The organism is Scytonema sp. PCC 10023 (genome assembly GCF_963920835.1).
Classification (GTDB): domain Bacteria; phylum Cyanobacteriota; class Cyanobacteriia; order Cyanobacteriales; family Nostocaceae; genus Kalymmatonema.
Map to the genome: position 1 here is coordinate 92,285 of NZ_CAWUDP010000019.1, position 16,855 is coordinate 109,139.

General features: G+C 44.0%; 16 protein-coding genes and 1 pseudogene. 14 read left to right on the plus strand and 3 right to left on the minus strand.

Translation table 11 applies throughout. The features are described from left to right. The first annotated feature begins 295 nt into the window (after positions 1-295). The 8 genes and pseudogenes from ACM0OZ_RS13950 (at position 296) to ACM0OZ_RS13985 (ending at position 8,847) form a co-directional block, all read left to right on the plus strand. Positions 296-1,909, plus strand: coding sequence for an ammonium transporter (locus ACM0OZ_RS13950; protein WP_414583446.1), 1,614 nt, complete (start codon positions 296-298; stop codon positions 1,907-1,909). Positions 1,910-2,204: 295 nt separating this feature from the next. Beyond that, a pseudogene (locus ACM0OZ_RS13955) lies at positions 2,205-3,117 on the plus strand (ammonium transporter); the annotation flags it as partial. 109 nt (positions 3,118-3,226) lie between these two features. After that, positions 3,227-3,823, plus strand: coding sequence for an ammonium transporter (locus tag ACM0OZ_RS13960; RefSeq protein WP_414583415.1), 597 nt, complete (start codon positions 3,227-3,229; stop codon positions 3,821-3,823). Between the two features lie 58 nt (positions 3,824-3,881). Beyond that, on the plus strand, positions 3,882-4,718 hold the full coding sequence (locus ACM0OZ_RS13965; protein WP_414583416.1) for an SGNH/GDSL hydrolase family protein: 837 nt from the start codon (positions 3,882-3,884) through the stop codon (positions 4,716-4,718). A gap of 85 nt (positions 4,719-4,803) precedes the next feature. Then, positions 4,804-6,009, plus strand: coding sequence for a 4-hydroxy-3-methylbut-2-enyl diphosphate reductase (locus tag ACM0OZ_RS13970; protein WP_414583417.1), 1,206 nt, complete (start codon positions 4,804-4,806; stop codon positions 6,007-6,009). A gap of 760 nt (positions 6,010-6,769) precedes the next feature. Next, on the plus strand, positions 6,770-7,009 hold the full coding sequence (locus tag ACM0OZ_RS13975; protein WP_073636019.1) for a type II toxin-antitoxin system HicB family antitoxin: 240 nt from the start codon (positions 6,770-6,772) through the stop codon (positions 7,007-7,009). Further along, on the plus strand, positions 7,002-7,253 hold the full coding sequence (locus ACM0OZ_RS13980; protein WP_073636020.1) for a type II toxin-antitoxin system HicA family toxin: 252 nt from the start codon (positions 7,002-7,004) through the stop codon (positions 7,251-7,253). The genes ACM0OZ_RS13975 and ACM0OZ_RS13980 overlap by 8 nt, the downstream gene beginning before the upstream one ends. Positions 7,254-7,413: 160 nt before the next feature. Then, on the plus strand, positions 7,414-8,847 hold the full coding sequence (locus ACM0OZ_RS13985; protein WP_414583418.1) for a carotenoid oxygenase family protein: 1,434 nt from the start codon (positions 7,414-7,416) through the stop codon (positions 8,845-8,847). 87 nt (positions 8,848-8,934) lie between these two features. On the opposite strand, the gene ACM0OZ_RS13990 is transcribed toward ACM0OZ_RS13985, so the two are convergent. Further along, positions 8,935-9,669 carry a Uma2 family endonuclease gene (locus ACM0OZ_RS13990; protein ID WP_414583419.1) on the minus strand — a complete coding sequence of 245 codons (735 nt, stop codon included), beginning with the start codon at positions 9,667-9,669 and terminating at the stop codon, positions 8,935-8,937. A gap of 96 nt (positions 9,670-9,765) precedes the next feature. Here ACM0OZ_RS13990 and miaB point away from each other — a divergent pair, with 96 nt between their 5' ends. From miaB to ACM0OZ_RS14015, 5 genes are all read left to right on the plus strand, one after another. Further along, a complete protein-coding gene (gene miaB, locus ACM0OZ_RS13995; RefSeq protein WP_414583420.1) occupies positions 9,766-11,136 on the plus strand; it encodes a tRNA (N6-isopentenyl adenosine(37)-C2)-methylthiotransferase MiaB in 1,371 nt (456 codons plus the stop codon). Between the two features lie 112 nt (positions 11,137-11,248). Continuing rightward, entirely contained in the window at positions 11,249-11,731 is a 483-nt protein-coding gene (locus ACM0OZ_RS14000; protein WP_414583421.1) for a hypothetical protein, read from the plus strand. Positions 11,732-11,900: 169 nt separating this feature from the next. Next, complete coding sequence (locus ACM0OZ_RS14005) at positions 11,901-13,016, plus strand: D-alanine--D-alanine ligase family protein (protein WP_414583422.1); 1,116 nt, start codon at positions 11,901-11,903, stop codon at positions 13,014-13,016. 183 nt (positions 13,017-13,199) lie between these two features. Continuing rightward, a complete protein-coding gene (locus ACM0OZ_RS14010; RefSeq protein WP_414583423.1) occupies positions 13,200-13,844 on the plus strand; it encodes a hypothetical protein in 645 nt (214 codons plus the stop codon). A gap of 48 nt (positions 13,845-13,892) precedes the next feature. Continuing rightward, positions 13,893-14,438, plus strand: coding sequence for a GNAT family N-acetyltransferase (locus ACM0OZ_RS14015; RefSeq protein ID WP_414583424.1), 546 nt, complete (start codon positions 13,893-13,895; stop codon positions 14,436-14,438). Between the two features lie 23 nt (positions 14,439-14,461). Here ACM0OZ_RS14015 and ACM0OZ_RS14020 read toward each other — a convergent pair whose 3' ends face one another. Next, positions 14,462-15,712 carry a glycosyltransferase gene (locus ACM0OZ_RS14020; protein ID WP_414583425.1) on the minus strand — a complete coding sequence of 417 codons (1,251 nt, stop codon included), beginning with the start codon at positions 15,710-15,712 and terminating at the stop codon, positions 14,462-14,464. Between the two features lie 188 nt (positions 15,713-15,900). Between ACM0OZ_RS14020 and ACM0OZ_RS14025 the strand changes: the two genes are divergently transcribed. Further along, positions 15,901-16,092: a hypothetical protein gene (locus tag ACM0OZ_RS14025; RefSeq protein ID WP_414583426.1), complete on the plus strand. Its 192-nt coding sequence runs from the start codon at positions 15,901-15,903 to the stop codon at positions 16,090-16,092. Here ACM0OZ_RS14025 and ACM0OZ_RS14030 read toward each other — a convergent pair. Next, on the minus strand, positions 16,086-16,742 hold the full coding sequence (locus ACM0OZ_RS14030) for a TetR/AcrR family transcriptional regulator (RefSeq protein ID WP_414583427.1): 657 nt from the start codon (positions 16,740-16,742) through the stop codon (positions 16,086-16,088). The genes ACM0OZ_RS14025 and ACM0OZ_RS14030 overlap by 7 nt on opposite strands. Positions 16,743-16,855 lie beyond the last annotated feature (113 nt).

Sequence of the window (16,855 nt, forward strand, 5' to 3'; positions counted from 1 at the left end):
ATATTTAATCTTGTCAAAGATAATGCCTAAAGAGTTAATGAAGTAGACTTGACTACTTTGGAAACGACATAATAGTTTTTTAAGAATATTCTTAATAGCTACACAAGTAGCATTACCCACTGCTGAACAGGTTATTTGATATCCTGTTCAAACAACCACTTACTGGTAATGAAAATCAGTGAGTTTAAACAGACAGCTAACCTAAATGGCAAATATCAAAAACAGCTTTTTTTAGCTTTGGGTATTAGCTGTTGATACTCAACATATTTTCTGATTCAGGATGCTTGAGCGCATGATGATAAAAATCCCAAACAAAAACAAATCGAGAAGAAAAAATAGGCAGCGACCAGCAAAATTGTTAGGTAGCAATGCACAATATATATCAAGTGTCAAGAGATTGAATGGAGTCATTAAGCAGTTGTCTCCTAGCTGGCAAGCCTGCATCCCCCTAGCTTGTCTGATTGTGCTGGCGTGGGGTTATACAGCAGTTGCCCAAACGCCTGCTCCAGCAGGACCAACCACAGCAGAACTCAAAGTTGCAATTGACACTCTTTGGGTAGCGATCGCCGCCTTTTTGGTGATTTTCATGAACGCTGGTTTTGGTATGTTAGAAACCGGCTTCTGTCGCCAAAAAAATGCCGTCAACGTTCTTGCTAAAAACTTGATTGTGTTTGCTCTCGCCACCGTTGCCTTTTGGGTGATCGGTTTTGGCTTGATGTTTGGCAATGGCAATGATTTTATTGGATTGAATGGGTTTCTGCTGCAAGGTGCAGATAACAGTCCTGTAACAGGGGATGCTTACAAAGGTGTCTTCAGCGCTCTCAATTGGGCTGGTGTTCCACTAGCTGCCAAGTTTTTATTCCAGTTGGCTTTTGCAGGAACAGCAGCAACAATTGTTTCTGGAGCTGTTGCCGAACGGATTAAGTTCCTTGACTTCTTAATTTTTAGCCTGCTACTTGTAGGCATTGCTTACCCCATCACTGGTCACTGGGTTTGGGGTGGTGGTTGGCTAGCAGACAGAGGTTTCTTTGATTTTGCGGGTTCTACAGTCGTTCACTCTGTTGGTGGCTGGGCAGCTTTAATGGGAGCAGCATTCCTGGGACCACGCATTGGAAGATATCAAGACGGGCAAATGGTTGCCTTGCCTGGTCACAACATGAGCATTGCCACCTTAGGCTGTTTAATTCTGTGGTTGGGTTGGTTTGGTTTCAACCCCGGTTCAACTATGGCTGCTGATCCAAATGCCATTAGTCACATTGCCTTAACCACCAACTTAGCAGGTGCTGTCGGTGGACTGGCTGCCACAGCTACAGCTTGGTTATATCTGGGTAAGCCAGACCTTTCCATGATTATCAATGGTATTTTGGCTGGTTTGGTTGCTGTTACAGCAGGTTGTGCTTACGTCACTCTCGGCGGTGCTTTTATCATTGGTTTAGTAGCCGGAATTGTGGTAGTTTTCGCTGTGACTTTCTTTGACAAACTCCGTATTGATGACCCCGTCGGAGCTACCTCGGTTCACCTCGTATGTGGTATTTGGGGAACTCTAGCGGTTGGTCTGTTTGCTGTCGGTCCTGGTGTAGCACAATTCCCCTGGTATACTGATGGTCTTGGTCCTGCAAAGGGTTTATTTGCAGGTGGTGGCTTAGGTCAATTCTTTACTCAGTTGCTTGGTGTTCTCTCTGTTGGTGGTATAACCGTTCTCCTCAGCACCATCTTTTGGTTAGCACTTAAGGCGACTTTAGGTATCAGAGTCACTAGAGAAGAGGAGATTGAAGGCTTGGATATTGCCGAACACGGTATGGAAGCATACAGCGGATTTGTCAAAGAGGCTGGTGCAAGTGGATTTTCCGATCCAGCTAGCCACGCTGGTGGAGTTTCGCGCAGGGGAGATTTACCGACAACTTTATAATTTCTAGGCTTTATAGTTCTAGGTTGTTTGATTTTTTAGCTGATTAGCGATATACCCACCCTCTTTGTCTTTTGTATAGGGGGTGGGTTTAAATTTTCTACTGCTTGAATAAAACAGAAAGTCAAAGTATGAGAATACACAATTTTAAATAATTAACAAGTATATTTAGCCGGATTTTTTTATTAAAATTTCGCAAAAGTCAAGTTTTCGTAATATTTCATACGGAATCACAGTATCACACAATGCTCAAATCTATTTACCTAACACAAAACTGTTAGTGCAAAAGGACAAAAAAGTGTTGAAAAAAGTATTGATCATCGGGGTTAGCGCTCTACTGCTTTTGGGTGGACCGCTCATAGGTAATGCCTTTGCTGCACCCGTTGATGTCAACGCAGCAATTTCTAATGCTCAAACGGCTGCCGATACAGCATTTATGTTGATTTCAGCAGCCTTGGTGCTGCTGATGACGCCCGGACTGGCGTTTTTCTATGGTGGATTTGTGCGATCGCGCAACATCCTCAACACTCTGATGATGAGCTTTGTGCTGATGGCAATTGTAGGAGTTACCTGGATTCTCTGGGGCTATAGCCTTGCCTTTGCTCCAGGTAACGCCATCATCGGTGGGTTGGAGTGGTTTGGTTTAAATCGTGTGGGATACGAGCTAACCGATTATCTCAAAGGGTCAAACCCCGCTGAGGTGCTTTCCTACGCTCCGACGATTCCGCATCAGGCATTCATGATTTACCAAGCCATGTTTGCCATTATCACCCCAGCACTGATTTCAGGGGCGATCGCAGAGCGGATGAACTTCACAGCATACTCTTTGTTTGTGCTGCTCTGGTCAACATTTATTTACAGCCCTCTGGCACACATGGTTTGGGCTAAAGGTGGATTGTTGGGCTTGTACGGCGGCTGGGGTGCCCTCGACTTTGCTGGCGGTACAGTCGTCCACATCAGTTCTGGGGCTTCTGCCTTGGTTGCGGCGATCGTCCTCAAACCTCGCAAAACCTATCCTGAGCGCCTCAGCCCTCCTCACAACGTTCCTTTTATTTTGCTGGGAGCAGGCTTGCTGTGGTTTGGCTGGTTCGGCTTTAACGCTGGTAGTGCTTTGGCTTCTGGTCCCTTGGCAACAGCCGCTTTTGTTGCCACGAATACAAGTGCGGCGGCGGGGGCTTTAACCTGGCTGATTTTGGAAAAAGTCTTACCGAAGAAAGGCAGAGGGCAGAGGGCAGAGGGCAGAAGGAAAGAAGGTAAGCTTTGATACAAAAATAAGTCCTCTGTTCTCTGCCATAAGGTTTAAAGCCCCTGAATTTATTTATGGAGAAAAATAAACGCGTAGCAACTTTATTAAATCCCCCGAATTCATTCGTGGGGACGCCTTCTGCCTTCTGCCTTCGTACTTCTGCCTTCTTAAGTGGTAAACCAACAGCAGTCGGAGCAGCGACAGGAGCAGTTGCAGGCTTGGTAGGCATCACTCCAGCCGCAGGATTTGTCACACCAGTAGCAGCAATCTTGATTGGTAGCATTACCGCTTTTGTTTGCTTTTATGCTATTACCTTCAAGCACAAACTGCAAATTGATGATGCCCTAGATACATATCCCGTTCATGGCGTAGGCGGTACAGTGGGAGCAATTCTCACAGGCATCTTTGCTACCACTACAGTCAACTCAGCAGGGAAAAATGGCTTGTTGTATGGCAATCCCGGTCAATTGATTCCACAAATCTTAGCAACTGTTGTTGCCTATATCATTGGTGGCGTGGGTACCTTCATCATTCTGAAAATTGTAGATGCCACAGTTGGTCTGCGGGTTAAGGAAGAGGCGGAATTACAAGGCTTGGATATCAACGAACACGGTGAAGAAGGTTACAACGAGGAGTTCACAGACCGCATTAATTTCAGCAGCAAGCAGTAGGATTTATTCGCGTATGCGTCTAAAATCTGAGTCAAAGATTTGGTAAGTCTTGCTACTCGTGTCTACTCCTGCAAAAACCTTTCCAACCTGGGCATTTTTCTCTGTACTCACCAACATTGTTCTCATGTTGACGGTCGCCCTGCTCATTTATCGACAGCAGAGAGCGACTACTTTTTTGGGAACAATCACTTCCCCCACACAAGTCAATCGAGACACTCAACCCCAAGCTGTCACACCTAACTTAGGTCGGCGTCACAAACTGAATTATCAGCAATGGATAGACATCCTTAAACAAGAAGCCAAAGTAGCCGCCCAAAAGCGTCCTCAGCATTTAACCATACTATTGGGAGATTCTTTGAGTTTGTGGTTTCCTTCTGAGTTATTACCCCAAAACAAAAATTGGTTAAATCAAGGAATCTCTGGGGAAACGAGTACAGGATTATTAAAAAGATTAGAACTATTCAACTCCACCCAACCAGAAACAATTTTTGTGATGATTGGGATTAATGACCTAATCCGGGGCGTAAGCGATAAGATAATTTTAAACAATCAGTTGCAAATTATACGTTATCTCAAAAAAGCTCATCCGCAGACGCAAATCGTTGTGCAGTCCATTTTACCGCATGGAGGAGAACAGACAACTTGGGAAAAGCGAGAAAAACTTTTGGCGATTTCCAATGGTCGCATTCGCTTCTTGAACCAGCAGCTCCAAGCTATCGCTCAAAAAGAAGGCGTGAAATATTTGAATTTGCATCCATTATTTGCTGACAACCAAACTAACCTCCGCCTCGAACTGAGTACAGATGGGTTACATCTCAATTCACAAGGTTATTTAGTTTGGAGTTCTGCCTTGCAATTATATAGCCAAATTGAACTCGAAGCACAGAAAAAATAATTTTGCGCAAAGCGGCAAAGAAATTCTTAGCGTCTTAGCGTCTTTGCGCGAGAAAATGATAAGTGGCAATTTAAGAGAAAAAACAATGGATACCAAAGCTTTTAAACGTTCGCTCCAACATTCAGAAAATTATCATCGTAAAGGATTTGGTCACCAAGCAGAAGTCGCGACTCAGTTGCAATCTGAATATCAAAGCAATTTAATTCAGGAAATTCGCAATAACAACTACACTCTGCAAAAAGGAGATGTTACTATCCGGTTAGCAGAAGCCTTTGGCTTTTGTTGGGGTGTAGAACGTGCTGTGGCGATGGCTTATGAAACCCGCAAGCACTTCCCCACTGAGCGCATTTGGATGACGAATGAGATTATTCACAATCCTTCTGTCAATCAGCGGATGGTGGAGATGGAAGTAGGATTTATCCCGGTTGAAGCAGGTAAAAAAGACTTTTCTGTTGTCGAGCCTGGGGATGTCGTTATTCTACCAGCTTTTGGGGCAAGTGTTCAAGAAATGCAGTTGCTGAACGAGAAAGGTTGCAAAATTGTTGACACAACTTGCCCTTGGGTTTCTAAGGTTTGGAATACTGTTGAAAAACACAAAAAAGTCGATTACACATCAATTATTCACGGCAAATATAAGCACGAAGAAACTGTCGCTACAAGTTCCTTCGCAGGAAAATATCTGATTGTGCTCAATATGGAGCAAGCAGAATATGTTGTTAACTACATTTTGAATGGAGGAAACCGAGACGAATTCTTAGCAAAATTTAGTAAAGCTTGTTCCGCTGGATTTGACCCTGATAAAGATTTAGAACGGGTTGGCATTGCGAACCAAACCACAATGCTTAAAAGTGAGACCGAGCAAATTGGTAAACTGTTTGAGCGGACAATGATGAAAAAGTATGATCCTAGTGAGTTGAATCAGCATTTCCAAAGCTTTAATACGATTTGTGATGCCACCCAAGAACGGCAAGATGCAATGTTGGGGTTAGTCGAACAAAAGCTAGATTTGATGATAGTTATTGGTGGGTTTAATTCATCGAATACGACACAATTGCAACAGATTGCAGTCGAGCGAGAAATCCCTTCTTATCATATCGATAGTGAAGTGCGCATTCTGTCAGGAAATTGTATAGAACATCGGGAATTAAGCGGCAATTTGAAAATTACAGAAAACTGGTTACCAGATGGGGAAATTGTCGTTGGAATTACCTCTGGTGCATCTACGCCAGATAAGGTGGTGGAAGATGTGATTGAGAAGATTTTGCAATTGAAGGCGACAGCGGTGGTATAAGAACCTCACTCCCCTAACCCCCTTTCCACAAGCACCAGAGGGGGAGCTATTTTCGCCTCCTCCTTGCGCTTAGGGATTAGGGGTCGGGTGAAAACCGTATTGCACCGAAATGTAAACTACTATAAGAGTGGTATTCATTTAAGAGTTAAAATTATAATAATGAAGGTTTGATTTATGAATTCATTAATATCATGACAGGTGCTGAACCTTTAATCTCAGTTGCCATAGCATCAGCAGTCAGTAGTGTAGCCGTTCCCATTTTCCAGAGTATCTGGGGAGGCTGAGGTCTGCTTCTCGGTCGGTTTAACAAAAATCTAAATAAGCAAACCAAACAAATTCTCTTTGTATTTTAAAAATATGAAAAAAACTATAAGGAACGTCATGGCATCCTGAAAGTATTAGGAATGCGGCAGCCTCTGGAATGAGAATCTGTATATACTGGTGTGCAATTTTTGGATGGTGGGGCTATCCATCGTTTTGAATCGAGATCTATTTTAGACATTGATTGACAACCTTTTACAAATTTGGCTCAATGCTTTCAATCTTTCTCCAGAAACGATCAATTTATCTCAGGAAGAAAGTGCAGTACTTAACAAGTATCTCTATGCAAATTAGTTCATAATTCAGTGCAAACAAGCACCAGTGCGGGTATCAGCCAAAATCTGGCAAGCAATTGAAGAACGGATGTTGTTAGTTCCGGACAATTGAAATCTTGTGGTGAAGTTAAAGTCAAAATAGGAAGTGGAAAGATAAACGCTCTATGAGTTCATTACAACAAGTTAAGGGCAAGAAAACTCGAACTTTGACAGCGATCGTGTATTGGGAAGAAGATGTTTACGTAGCACAATGTCCAGAGGTGGGAACTGCAAGCCAGGGAGAGACAATAGAAGAAGCCATTGCCCATTTAAAAGAAGCAACAGAACTTTATTTAGAAGAGTTCCCGCTTCCTGAAACAGCACCTCGTCTGTTGCTAACGACGTTTGAGGCAATTTGTGCCTAAGCTTCCACGAGTACCAGCTTGTGAAGTCCTTTATGTTCTAGAACGCTTAGGTTTTGTTCAAGTACGACAGCGTGGAAGTCATGTGATTTTGAAGAAACAAATTATGGCAAAAGGCGAAGAGCAAAAAGTGATTGAAGTTGGTTGTGTTGTGCCTCTCCATCGTAAAACGATGGCTATTGGCACGTTAAAGAGTATTCTCAATCAAGCTGGAGTTTCAGTGGAAGAGTTTCTAAATATTCTGTAGAGTGATTCAACGCAAGCTGTGTTGTCTGTCTTGAAAAGTTTGCTCTGTGGGGAAACCTTCCTCACAACTTTTCTCTGCGCCTTTTGGAAGAAGAAGTGTAACAAAGTTGTAACGACAATCAAAGTATTACTTTGGTCTTGGACACAGTGATAAGCGTTTGATGCATACAATAGAAAAAAAGTCAACAAAAAAAGCCTGGGCACAAGCCCTTGCCCAACCCGCTAAAGAATTCCCTCGCACCCAACTGCAAATCCTCTCTGGCAAAATACCTGAAGGCTTACGCGGCACACTCTACCGTAACGGTCCTGGAAGGTTACAACGCGGCGGTATAAGCGTGGGACACTGGTTTGATGGAGATGGCGCGATTCTTGCTGTACATTTTACGGATGCAGGTGCAACCGCAGTCTACCGTTACGTGCAAACTGCTGGTTATCAAGAAGAAGGAGCAGCAGATCAGCTGCTTTACGGCAATTATGGCATGACTGCACCGGGACCAATTTGGAATCAATGGTTGAAACCACTTAAGAACGTTGCCAATACTTCAGTGCTGGCATTACCAGATAAATTACTAGCACTGTGGGAAGGCGACAACCCCCACGCCCTCGACTTGCAAACACTCCACACTTTGGGGAAAGATGATTTAGGAGCGTTGAATAATGGATTGCCTTATTCTGCCCATCCCAAAATTGACCCCAAAACAGGTAAAATTTTTAACTTTGGCATATCCCCTGGATTGAATGGGGTACTAAATATTTACAAGAGTGATTCCACAGGTAAAATTCTGCAAAAAACCTCGTTTCAACTCGATGGTTTCCCGTTAATACATGATTATGTCTTCGCTGGGCAATATCTTGTATTTTTCGTTCCTCCGCTGCGGTTAAACGTCCTACCAGTGTTAACTGGATTTAGCTGCTACGGTGATTCTTTTGAGTGGAAACCGCAATTGGGTACTCAGGTTCTCGTATTTGACAGCGAAACTCTATCTCTGGTGAGTCGCGGCGAAACTGAACCTTGGTACCAGTGGCATTTTGGCAACGGTTACATAGATGATACTGGATTAATCATTGCTGATATCGTCCGCTATCAAGACTTCCAAACCAACGAGTATTTAAGACAAGTGGCGACAGGTGAAACTCATACGCCTGCTGTAAGTACTTTATGGGAAGTGCATCTTGACCCTAAAACAGGTAAGGTACAAGGAATTGGGGAAATCATGGATCGCCATTGTGAATTCCCGATTGTACCACTGCAAGACCGGGGACAAAGCAAGAGCGAAACTTATGTGACGCTGCATCGGCAAGGAGTAGATAATAGGAAAGAAATATTTGGGGCGATCGCCCGGTTCGACCACAAAACCGAAACCCTGACAATAGCTGACTGTGGCGAAAATCGCTATCCTTCAGAACCAATCTACGTTACAGATAGCGAAAATCCTCAACAAGCATGGATAATTACGGTTGTGTACGATGGTAATTCCGATAGTAGTGAAGTTTGGATATTCGATGCCGATAGGCTAGACGAGGAACCTGTTTGTAAACTGGGATTACCAGGCGTTATTCCTCACAGCTTCCACGGTACTTGGAAACCAGCTTAGTGAAGTAGGTTGAGTTGAGGAATTTAAACCCAATCATTCAACCATTTTTTCTTAACTTGAACGGTAGTAAAACTTAACATACAACGACTACTGGTCAGGGTCAATTCCTAGCTCCCTTAACTGTGCTGCTAGTCGTTCAGCGCGTTGTTGTGCTTCCTCGGCGCGTTGTTGTGCTTGTTGTGCTACTTGTTCTGCCCGCTGTGCCCGTTCCACCCCTGTCGGCAGAACATTACCCTCATTGTCACACCAGCGTAACCAAATATCCTGCTTGCTTTCAAACGCTCCTTCCCATAACGTCAATCCTAACCCTATTTCCTCCAACCAAAAGCTGTCCATCTCTACGTAATGTCTCCCCTCTAATCGATAAGCACGTAAAGTTTTATCTTCCAAAACTTGCAGTGGGTCAAATACAATGTAATAACCCACTCCCATACGCGCATAACCCTGCAATTTACTACCTAGTTCATTGCCTTCACGGTTCGAGACAATTTCAATAACCACATCGGGAGATTTGCCAAACTCCCAAACTAAGTAAGTACGGTTCTTCTTTTGCCGCCAGTCTTCCGGTATGGTAACATCCAAACTCAGGAAGATATCTGGCACCAAGGGCGGCAAACCTATACCGTAAAATACTCCTACATTTGCAGCTGCAATAAATGTCCCATAACCCGTGGGAGGAAGCCAAGAACTATAAAGAACTTCCGTCAATAGACGCTGTTGCTTTTCAGAAAGAAAATTGTCCAAAGGCGCATCATCTTCTATAACTAAATGGCTGATATCTGGGGAGGGAAAGATATCAATTGGTGAAGCCTCTTGAACCATAAGTTTACCAGCTTGTAAATCAGGTTGCCTTGCCTACAGTTTAATAGAATTGAAATAAAGCATATAGACATTACTACTGATTCAACAAAGTTACCAATGACCACTTCATCCCGTCGCTATCACATTACTACCTTCGGTTGCCAGATGAACAAAGCCGATTCAGAACGCATGGCTGGCATTTTAGAAGACATGGGCTTTGAATGGTCAGAAGACCCAAATCAAGCAGATTTAATCCTATACAACACTTGCTCTATCCGGGATAATGCGGAAAAAAAAGTATATTCCTATCTAGGTAGGCAAGCAAAACGCAAGCACGAGCAACCAGACCTCACCTTAATTGTTGCAGGTTGCGTTGCTCAGCAGGAAGGCGAAGCGCTATTGCGGCGCGTACCAGAATTAGATTTGGTGATGGGACCACAACACGCGAATCGCTTGAAAGATTTGCTACAACAAGTGTTGGACGGCAACCAAGTTGTGGCAACCGAGCCAGTTCATATTATGGAAGATATCACCAAGCCACGGCGTGATAGTAGTGTGACCGCTTGGGTGAATGTCATTTACGGCTGTAACGAACGCTGCACTTACTGTGTGGTTCCTAATGTCCGAGGTGTTGAGCAATCTCGTACACCAGAAGCAATTTGGGCAGAAATGGCACAACTCGGGCGACAAGGTTTCAAAGAAGTCACCTTACTTGGTCAAAATATTGACGCTTATGGGCGGGATTTGCCGGGAGTGACACCAGAAGGTCGCCATTTGCATACCTTGACAGATTTACTTTATTATGTACACGATGTGCCAGGGATAGAGCGGATTCGGTTTGCAACTTCCCATCCGCGTTATTTCACCGAACGGCTGATTAAAGCTTGTGCAGAATTACCCAAGGTGTGTGAACACTTTCATATCCCCTTTCAATCTGGGGATAATGAAGTGCTCAAACGTATGAGTCGGGGTTATACTCACGAGAAATATCGCCGGATAATCGACACAATTCGGCGGTATATGCCGGATGCGTCGATTAGTGCAGATGCAATTGTGGGTTTCCCCGGAGAAACGGAAGAACAGTTTGAAAATACGCTGAAGCTGGTAGATGATATTGGCTTTGACCTATTGAATACCGCTGCATATTCGCCACGTCCAGGAACACCAGCAGCAGTGTGGGATGAACAATTGAGTGAAGAGGTGAAGAGCGATCGCCTGCAACGACTCAACCATCTCGTTTCTATTAAAGCAGCAGAGCGATCGCAGCGTTACATGGGACGCATCGAAGAAGTGCTGGTAGAAGACCAAAATTCCAAAGACAAAACGCAAGTGATGGGACGCACCCGTGGAAACCGTCTCACCTTCTTCACAGGTGATATTAATGAACTCAAAGGCAAGCTGGTTAAGGTAAGAATTACCGAAGTTCGTGCTTTTAGCTTGACGGGTGAACCCGTAGAAGTGCCGGAAGCTGTACTCATTCCTAGCTGAACTGCAAAAGCGGATTCATGCACAGTAGAAAGAGTGCAAACCTCATTCACTGTCTCCAGTCATGATAAGTATAAGAAGTATTACGAGTTCAAAAAAATAATAAGCAAAGAGCATGGATAACACAAACGAAGTTGATAGCACTGCAAATAGTTCGGGTCAGAATACAACAGATACTGAAGCGAACATTATTTCTCAGCCATCATCTAACGAATCAAAACCAATTCCTAAAACAATTGACATAGATGGTCAGCGTCCGGTGGACCCAAGTACTTTTGAGGTTAAAGGTACCTTCGACATAGATGGTCAGCGTCCAATTGTTTCAAGTGATATTCAGATTCAGGACACAATTGACATAGATGGTCAGCGTCCGATTGCCAAGAGCGATTTTCAGGATCATGATATCATCGCTGTAGACGGCAAGCGTCCAATTGACAAGAGTGATTTAGAAGTTAGGGATACTCTCGATATAGACGGTCAACGTCCAATTGCTAAGAGTTCTTTTCAAGTTGAAAGTACTCTTGAGGTAGATGGTAGCCGTCCAATCACTTCAAATAACACTGAAAAGTCTGAAATTACAACAGATTATGTAGACTAGTATCACGCGCTTGATGTTAGTGGAAGGCAAGTTTTTTTGTTTACAACGTAGCGCTCATTCTTATGTTCCTAAAACTGTAACAATTGGGCGCTACTGGCATGAAAATTGGAGGAACTCCCGCTCGTTGTGCTAGGCTATCTGAATTTAATGCGTGAGCGAGGTATTTCAGATGACGAAGCTGCGGGTGGGATTGCTGTTTGGTGGTCGTTCGGGAGAACATGAAGTTTCTATAAGTTCAGCAAGGGCGATCGCCAACGCCCTCAGTGCAGACCAAAATACTGCTAAATACGAAATACTGCCTTTTTACATCCAGAAAGATGGACGTTGGTTGGCTGGGGACACACCGCAACAAGTCTTAAAATCAGGAACACCCCAGCAATTGCCAGATTCTACTACGCCAAGTACTCATTCTGAATTATCAGTTGCCAAAACTCAAACTCTCAGCCCTTGGCAATCTCCTTCCCAAGTCGCTGAAGTGGATGTTTGGTTTCCCATTCTCCATGGTCCTAATGGTGAAGATGGGACAATTCAAGGGTTACTCACTTTGATGCAAGTTCCCTTTGTTGGTTCTGGAGTGTTGGGTTCGGCGGTGGGAATGGACAAAATTGTTATGAAAACAATCTTTGCCCAGACAGGATTGCCACAGGTAAAATACAAGGCGTTAAATCGAGGGCAAATTTGGTCGAATCCTTGTGTTTTTCCGAAACTGTGTGATGAAATTGAGGCAACTTTGGGCTATCCGTGCTTTGTTAAACCTGCGAATTTAGGTTCATCGGTGGGGATTGCCAAAGTGCGATCGCGGCAAGAATTAGAAGCAGCATTAGATAACGCCGCCAGCTATGACCGAAAGATCATCGTAGAAGCTGGAGTTGTCGCACGAGAATTAGAGTGTGCTGTTTTAGGAAATGACAGTCCCAAAGCTTCAGTTGTCGGTGAAATTACTTATAATGCTGAATTTTATGATTACGAAACTAAATATACAGAAGGCAAAGCAGATTTACTGATTCCAGCACCTGTACCAGAAGCTGTGACTCGTCAAATTCAGCAAATGGCTTTGCAAGCATTTGCAGCAGTTGACGCGGCTGGATTAGCAAGAGTAGATTTTTTCTACGTGGAAGCTACGGGAGAAGTTTTCATCAACGAAATCAACACTTTTCCAGGTTTTACAGCAACAAGTATGTATCCGCTACTTTGGGCGCATAGCGGCGTCTCTTTCCCCGAATTAGTTGATAAATTAATCCAACTTGCTCTTGAAAGACATTCTGCTTTTCCAACAAGGGAATAGAAAATTCATTGCCAGTATGTGCGCTGCAAAAAGTACTAAAACATACCGAATATAGCTACAAAAATATCGGATTGAGTCGCTTTCTTGAAAAAAGATACTTAAATCCAAAATTTTTCTACGGATACACGATGATTGACCCTTCAGTACAATCAATAACTGGAGGGTATAAATCTGAAAGCCATCATGGAAAATAGCCAGAGTGTACAGCAGCAGTCATCTCAAGCAGAACCATCCGTACCCGAGTCGGGGAAGAGAATTCGAGGACGAACAGGGAGCAAGAATCCTCTGATACATCTGCTTGTACATTACCCCTGGCTATTGCCGACGGGGCTGTCAGGGATTTTTGTAGGGGCAAGTGCTTTTTCCTTATACAGCTTGACCCATGTAGGGCGTATCGAACAGCAAGAACCAGAAATAGCAGAAGCTGAGGTTGTACAACCAATCAACACGCCCTCTGAGAATACCAATCCCATGCCTCTATGGATGGTGCTTGCTATTATTCTTAGCTGTGCTAGTGGTAGCTTAATATTATTCCTACTGCTAAATCGTCCAACGCAGCGTCAAAAGGTCAAGAATCACATTAACCGTCATCAGGCACGCTTAGCACAACGTCCCCAAAATGTAGAACCACGTCCGAAAAATCTGCCAGTTTTTGTGCCATCTCAAGCAAAAACCCGCGTTGTACCAATTCCAATTAAAACGCAACCTGTAGTCACAGTTTTACCACCACAGCAAAACCTCTCGCGCAGTCAGGGGAAAGAATCTTTGGCAAATACTTTAGATATACGCAAACACACTCCATTGTCTTCAATATTACGCAAAGATTAAAAAATATATAATTCGTAACTGTCTGTCAACAACGAATTACCGTAGAAAATGGAACCGACGATTCGTCGTGTGACTCAAGCTGAGGTGCCCGCACTTCACGAAATTCTTTTGGCATGCGGTCTCGATTTAAAAAACCGCTTCGGGCTGAATTACTGGTTAGCACCAATCTATCCACTTGAGAATATGCTCAAAGATGCAGATGAGCATGAGGTTTATGCACTCACAGTGGGTGAGAATTTAATTGGTACTTTCACATTGGAGATGACGACAGAGGTTCCATTCACCTATATCAAGTATGGAAATATTATTTGGCAAGTTTGGGATGTTCCTGCGGTGTACGTACATAAACTAGCGATACTTCCAATTTGGCAAGGACAAGGACTAGGGACGTGGTGTATGCAAGCGATTGAGGAACTTGCATCGGCTGGAGGTTCTCATGCTGTACGGGTGGATGCAGTAAAAACGCACCAAAAGCTTTTGTCCTTCTATGCAAACCGAGGTTATCAGCAGGTAGGAGAACTTATTTTTAACTCAGATAATATGTGGGTTGATGCTATTGTCTTCGAGAAGGTTTTGCTGAGAGACAAGCCTTAGGCTTAGGCTTTCTACTGACAACATTAAACAGCCTGTTCAATAATATCAGCAGCCCTGCTCACTCCTCCTGTTCGCTCAATAGCTTCTTGTAACCGAGTTGCATTTTCTTTGTACGACTTTTGTGTACATACTCGTTTGATAGTTTCTCGTAAAGAGGGAACACTTAAGCGAGAAAGTGGCACAAATTCCCCTGCGCCACTCCATGCAATACGTGCTGCGACTCCTGGTTGGTCGTCGGTGACTGGTAGAGCAACCATCGGCACACCGTAACTAAGTGATTCTAAGGTAGTATTGAGCCCGCCATGAGTTATATTGAGGGTAGCTTTTTGTAGTAGTTCTAGTTGCGGTGCATATTTTACTACTAAAGGACTTCCGGGTAGGTTTGGGAATGCTTCTGGATCAAGTCCACCACCAAGGGAAATGACGAGTTGGGCGTCTAGGTCTGCACAGGCTTCTGCTATGGTGCGAAAAACATAATCAAGATGATTTTGCATAGTTCCCATTGAGGCGTATATCAGCGGTTTGCCGTTTAATTTCTCGAAGGGGAATTCTACAGGTTGTCTTTCTATAGAGTTATGGAATGGTCCTGTGAAGTGGAAGTGTGGCGGTAATTGACGAGGAAATTCAAATTCGCTTATGTGGCGGGTGATGATAGCAAGTTTGGAGAAGATATCGTTAGTGTGCTTGTATGCAGGTAAATTCCACTTTTGGCGATATTGCCAGATGACTTGCCAAACGGGTTGTGCTAAGCGGTCAACTAGGCTGTAGGCGACGCGGTTACACAGTTGTGCCCACAATGCGGGATTATATTGCCAGGTTGTAGCGATAGGAGGGATGGTTGGGTCTTGGTAAAAGGGTAATACACAGCATACAGTGACATAGGGAAGGTTGAGATGGTCGGCAATTGTCCCTCCCTCAAAGACAGACAAGTCTACTAGCAGTACCTCTACACCATGTTGTTTTATGATTGCTGGAGCTTGTTGCAGTCTGGTTTGAGCCATGTGTGCAAATCTTTGTAAAGTGTCGCGTATGTTGGCTAAAGCTCTGGGTTTTTCTGCTTTTGCAGGTAGTGTTTGGGCTTCCCTACCTGACTTAAAGTCGGTGGCAGAATATATGTCGCACAAGTTAAAATCTGCTGCTTGTGCTTTAGTTTGTGCACCTGCACTACTAAAGACGGTGACACAATGTCCCCGTCGTTGGAGTTCGCGTCCAAGCGGAAAGATTGTGTTCAAGTGACCAGTAGCCTCTAGACAGAGAATGCCAAAATGAGTCATTGCTTTAACCTCTCAATAGTCTATTGCCAAGAACGTCAACGGGTCATCACAACAAGCCCTATGAAGCTTTAAGCAGCACAGGACTTACGCAAAATACCTCTCAAACTCTCATTCCTCCGTGTCCTCTGTGCCTAGTAAGGTTTGATTCTTCCGTTACTTGTGCGTAAGTCCTACAGCAATCTGATTGAATGTCAAACGTTCATCAAAAAGCCACCAAGAAAGAAACCCAAGTCCTCCAGAAGCGGGATAGCACAGATAGGGAGGCGATCAAGTGCTTTGGCAAACAGAAGCAACCCTGTGCTGTAAGCAATAACACCAGGGATCAATTAGGGAGAGGCGATCGCTCGAATAAAGCAAAGAACCTGTGCTTAACTCATTGACAGCTATCTGTTGTTGGTAAAAGTTTATCCACCACTGCTTGCAAAGCTCGCTCCAACCTCTGTTGTGGCGATAATCCAGGGTAGTCAAAATACCCCACTAACTCTAGTCCCACGTGCCCATGAAGCGTTGCCCAAATTATACGAGCAATCTCCCACGCATCATCTCCAGGGACATTGCCTGGTGCAATAGAATCCTGAACAGCTTGAACTAAAAGTTGAAAATTTTCTAGACCCAACAGACGATTTGTATCCGAAGGAGTGTATGTGGGAATCACTTTGAGAAACATGATCGAGTAGTAAGTCGAGTTACTTAAGGCAAACCCTCGGTAAGCATGACAAAGAGCGTAGATGTAGTCTCGTGGGTTACCTGGATAAGGAACTGCTTCTAACGCTTGTCGCAATATATCAAAGCCTCTCAGATACAGTTCATCAACTAACCCCTGCTTGCTGCCAAACATCGTGTAAAGCACAGTCGTTGAGCAGCCTACCAGCTGCGCGATTCGTCGCATGGTTAAAGCAGTCGGTCCCTCGCGCACGAGAAGATTGCTAGCATCGTCCAGAACTTTCCTCCGTAAGGTTTGTTGATGCTGCTCTTGAGCTACACGGTAGTTTGTAACGCCGCTATTATTGATAACACTGTTATTTTCCATAACATTGTTGTAGCACGTTCTCGAAGAAAGTCAACCCTATCACATCACACGCAAGCTAATATTTTCTTTTTGTCCAAACTCCAATACCTTTGAAGGGCGTTGGAAATGAAGGA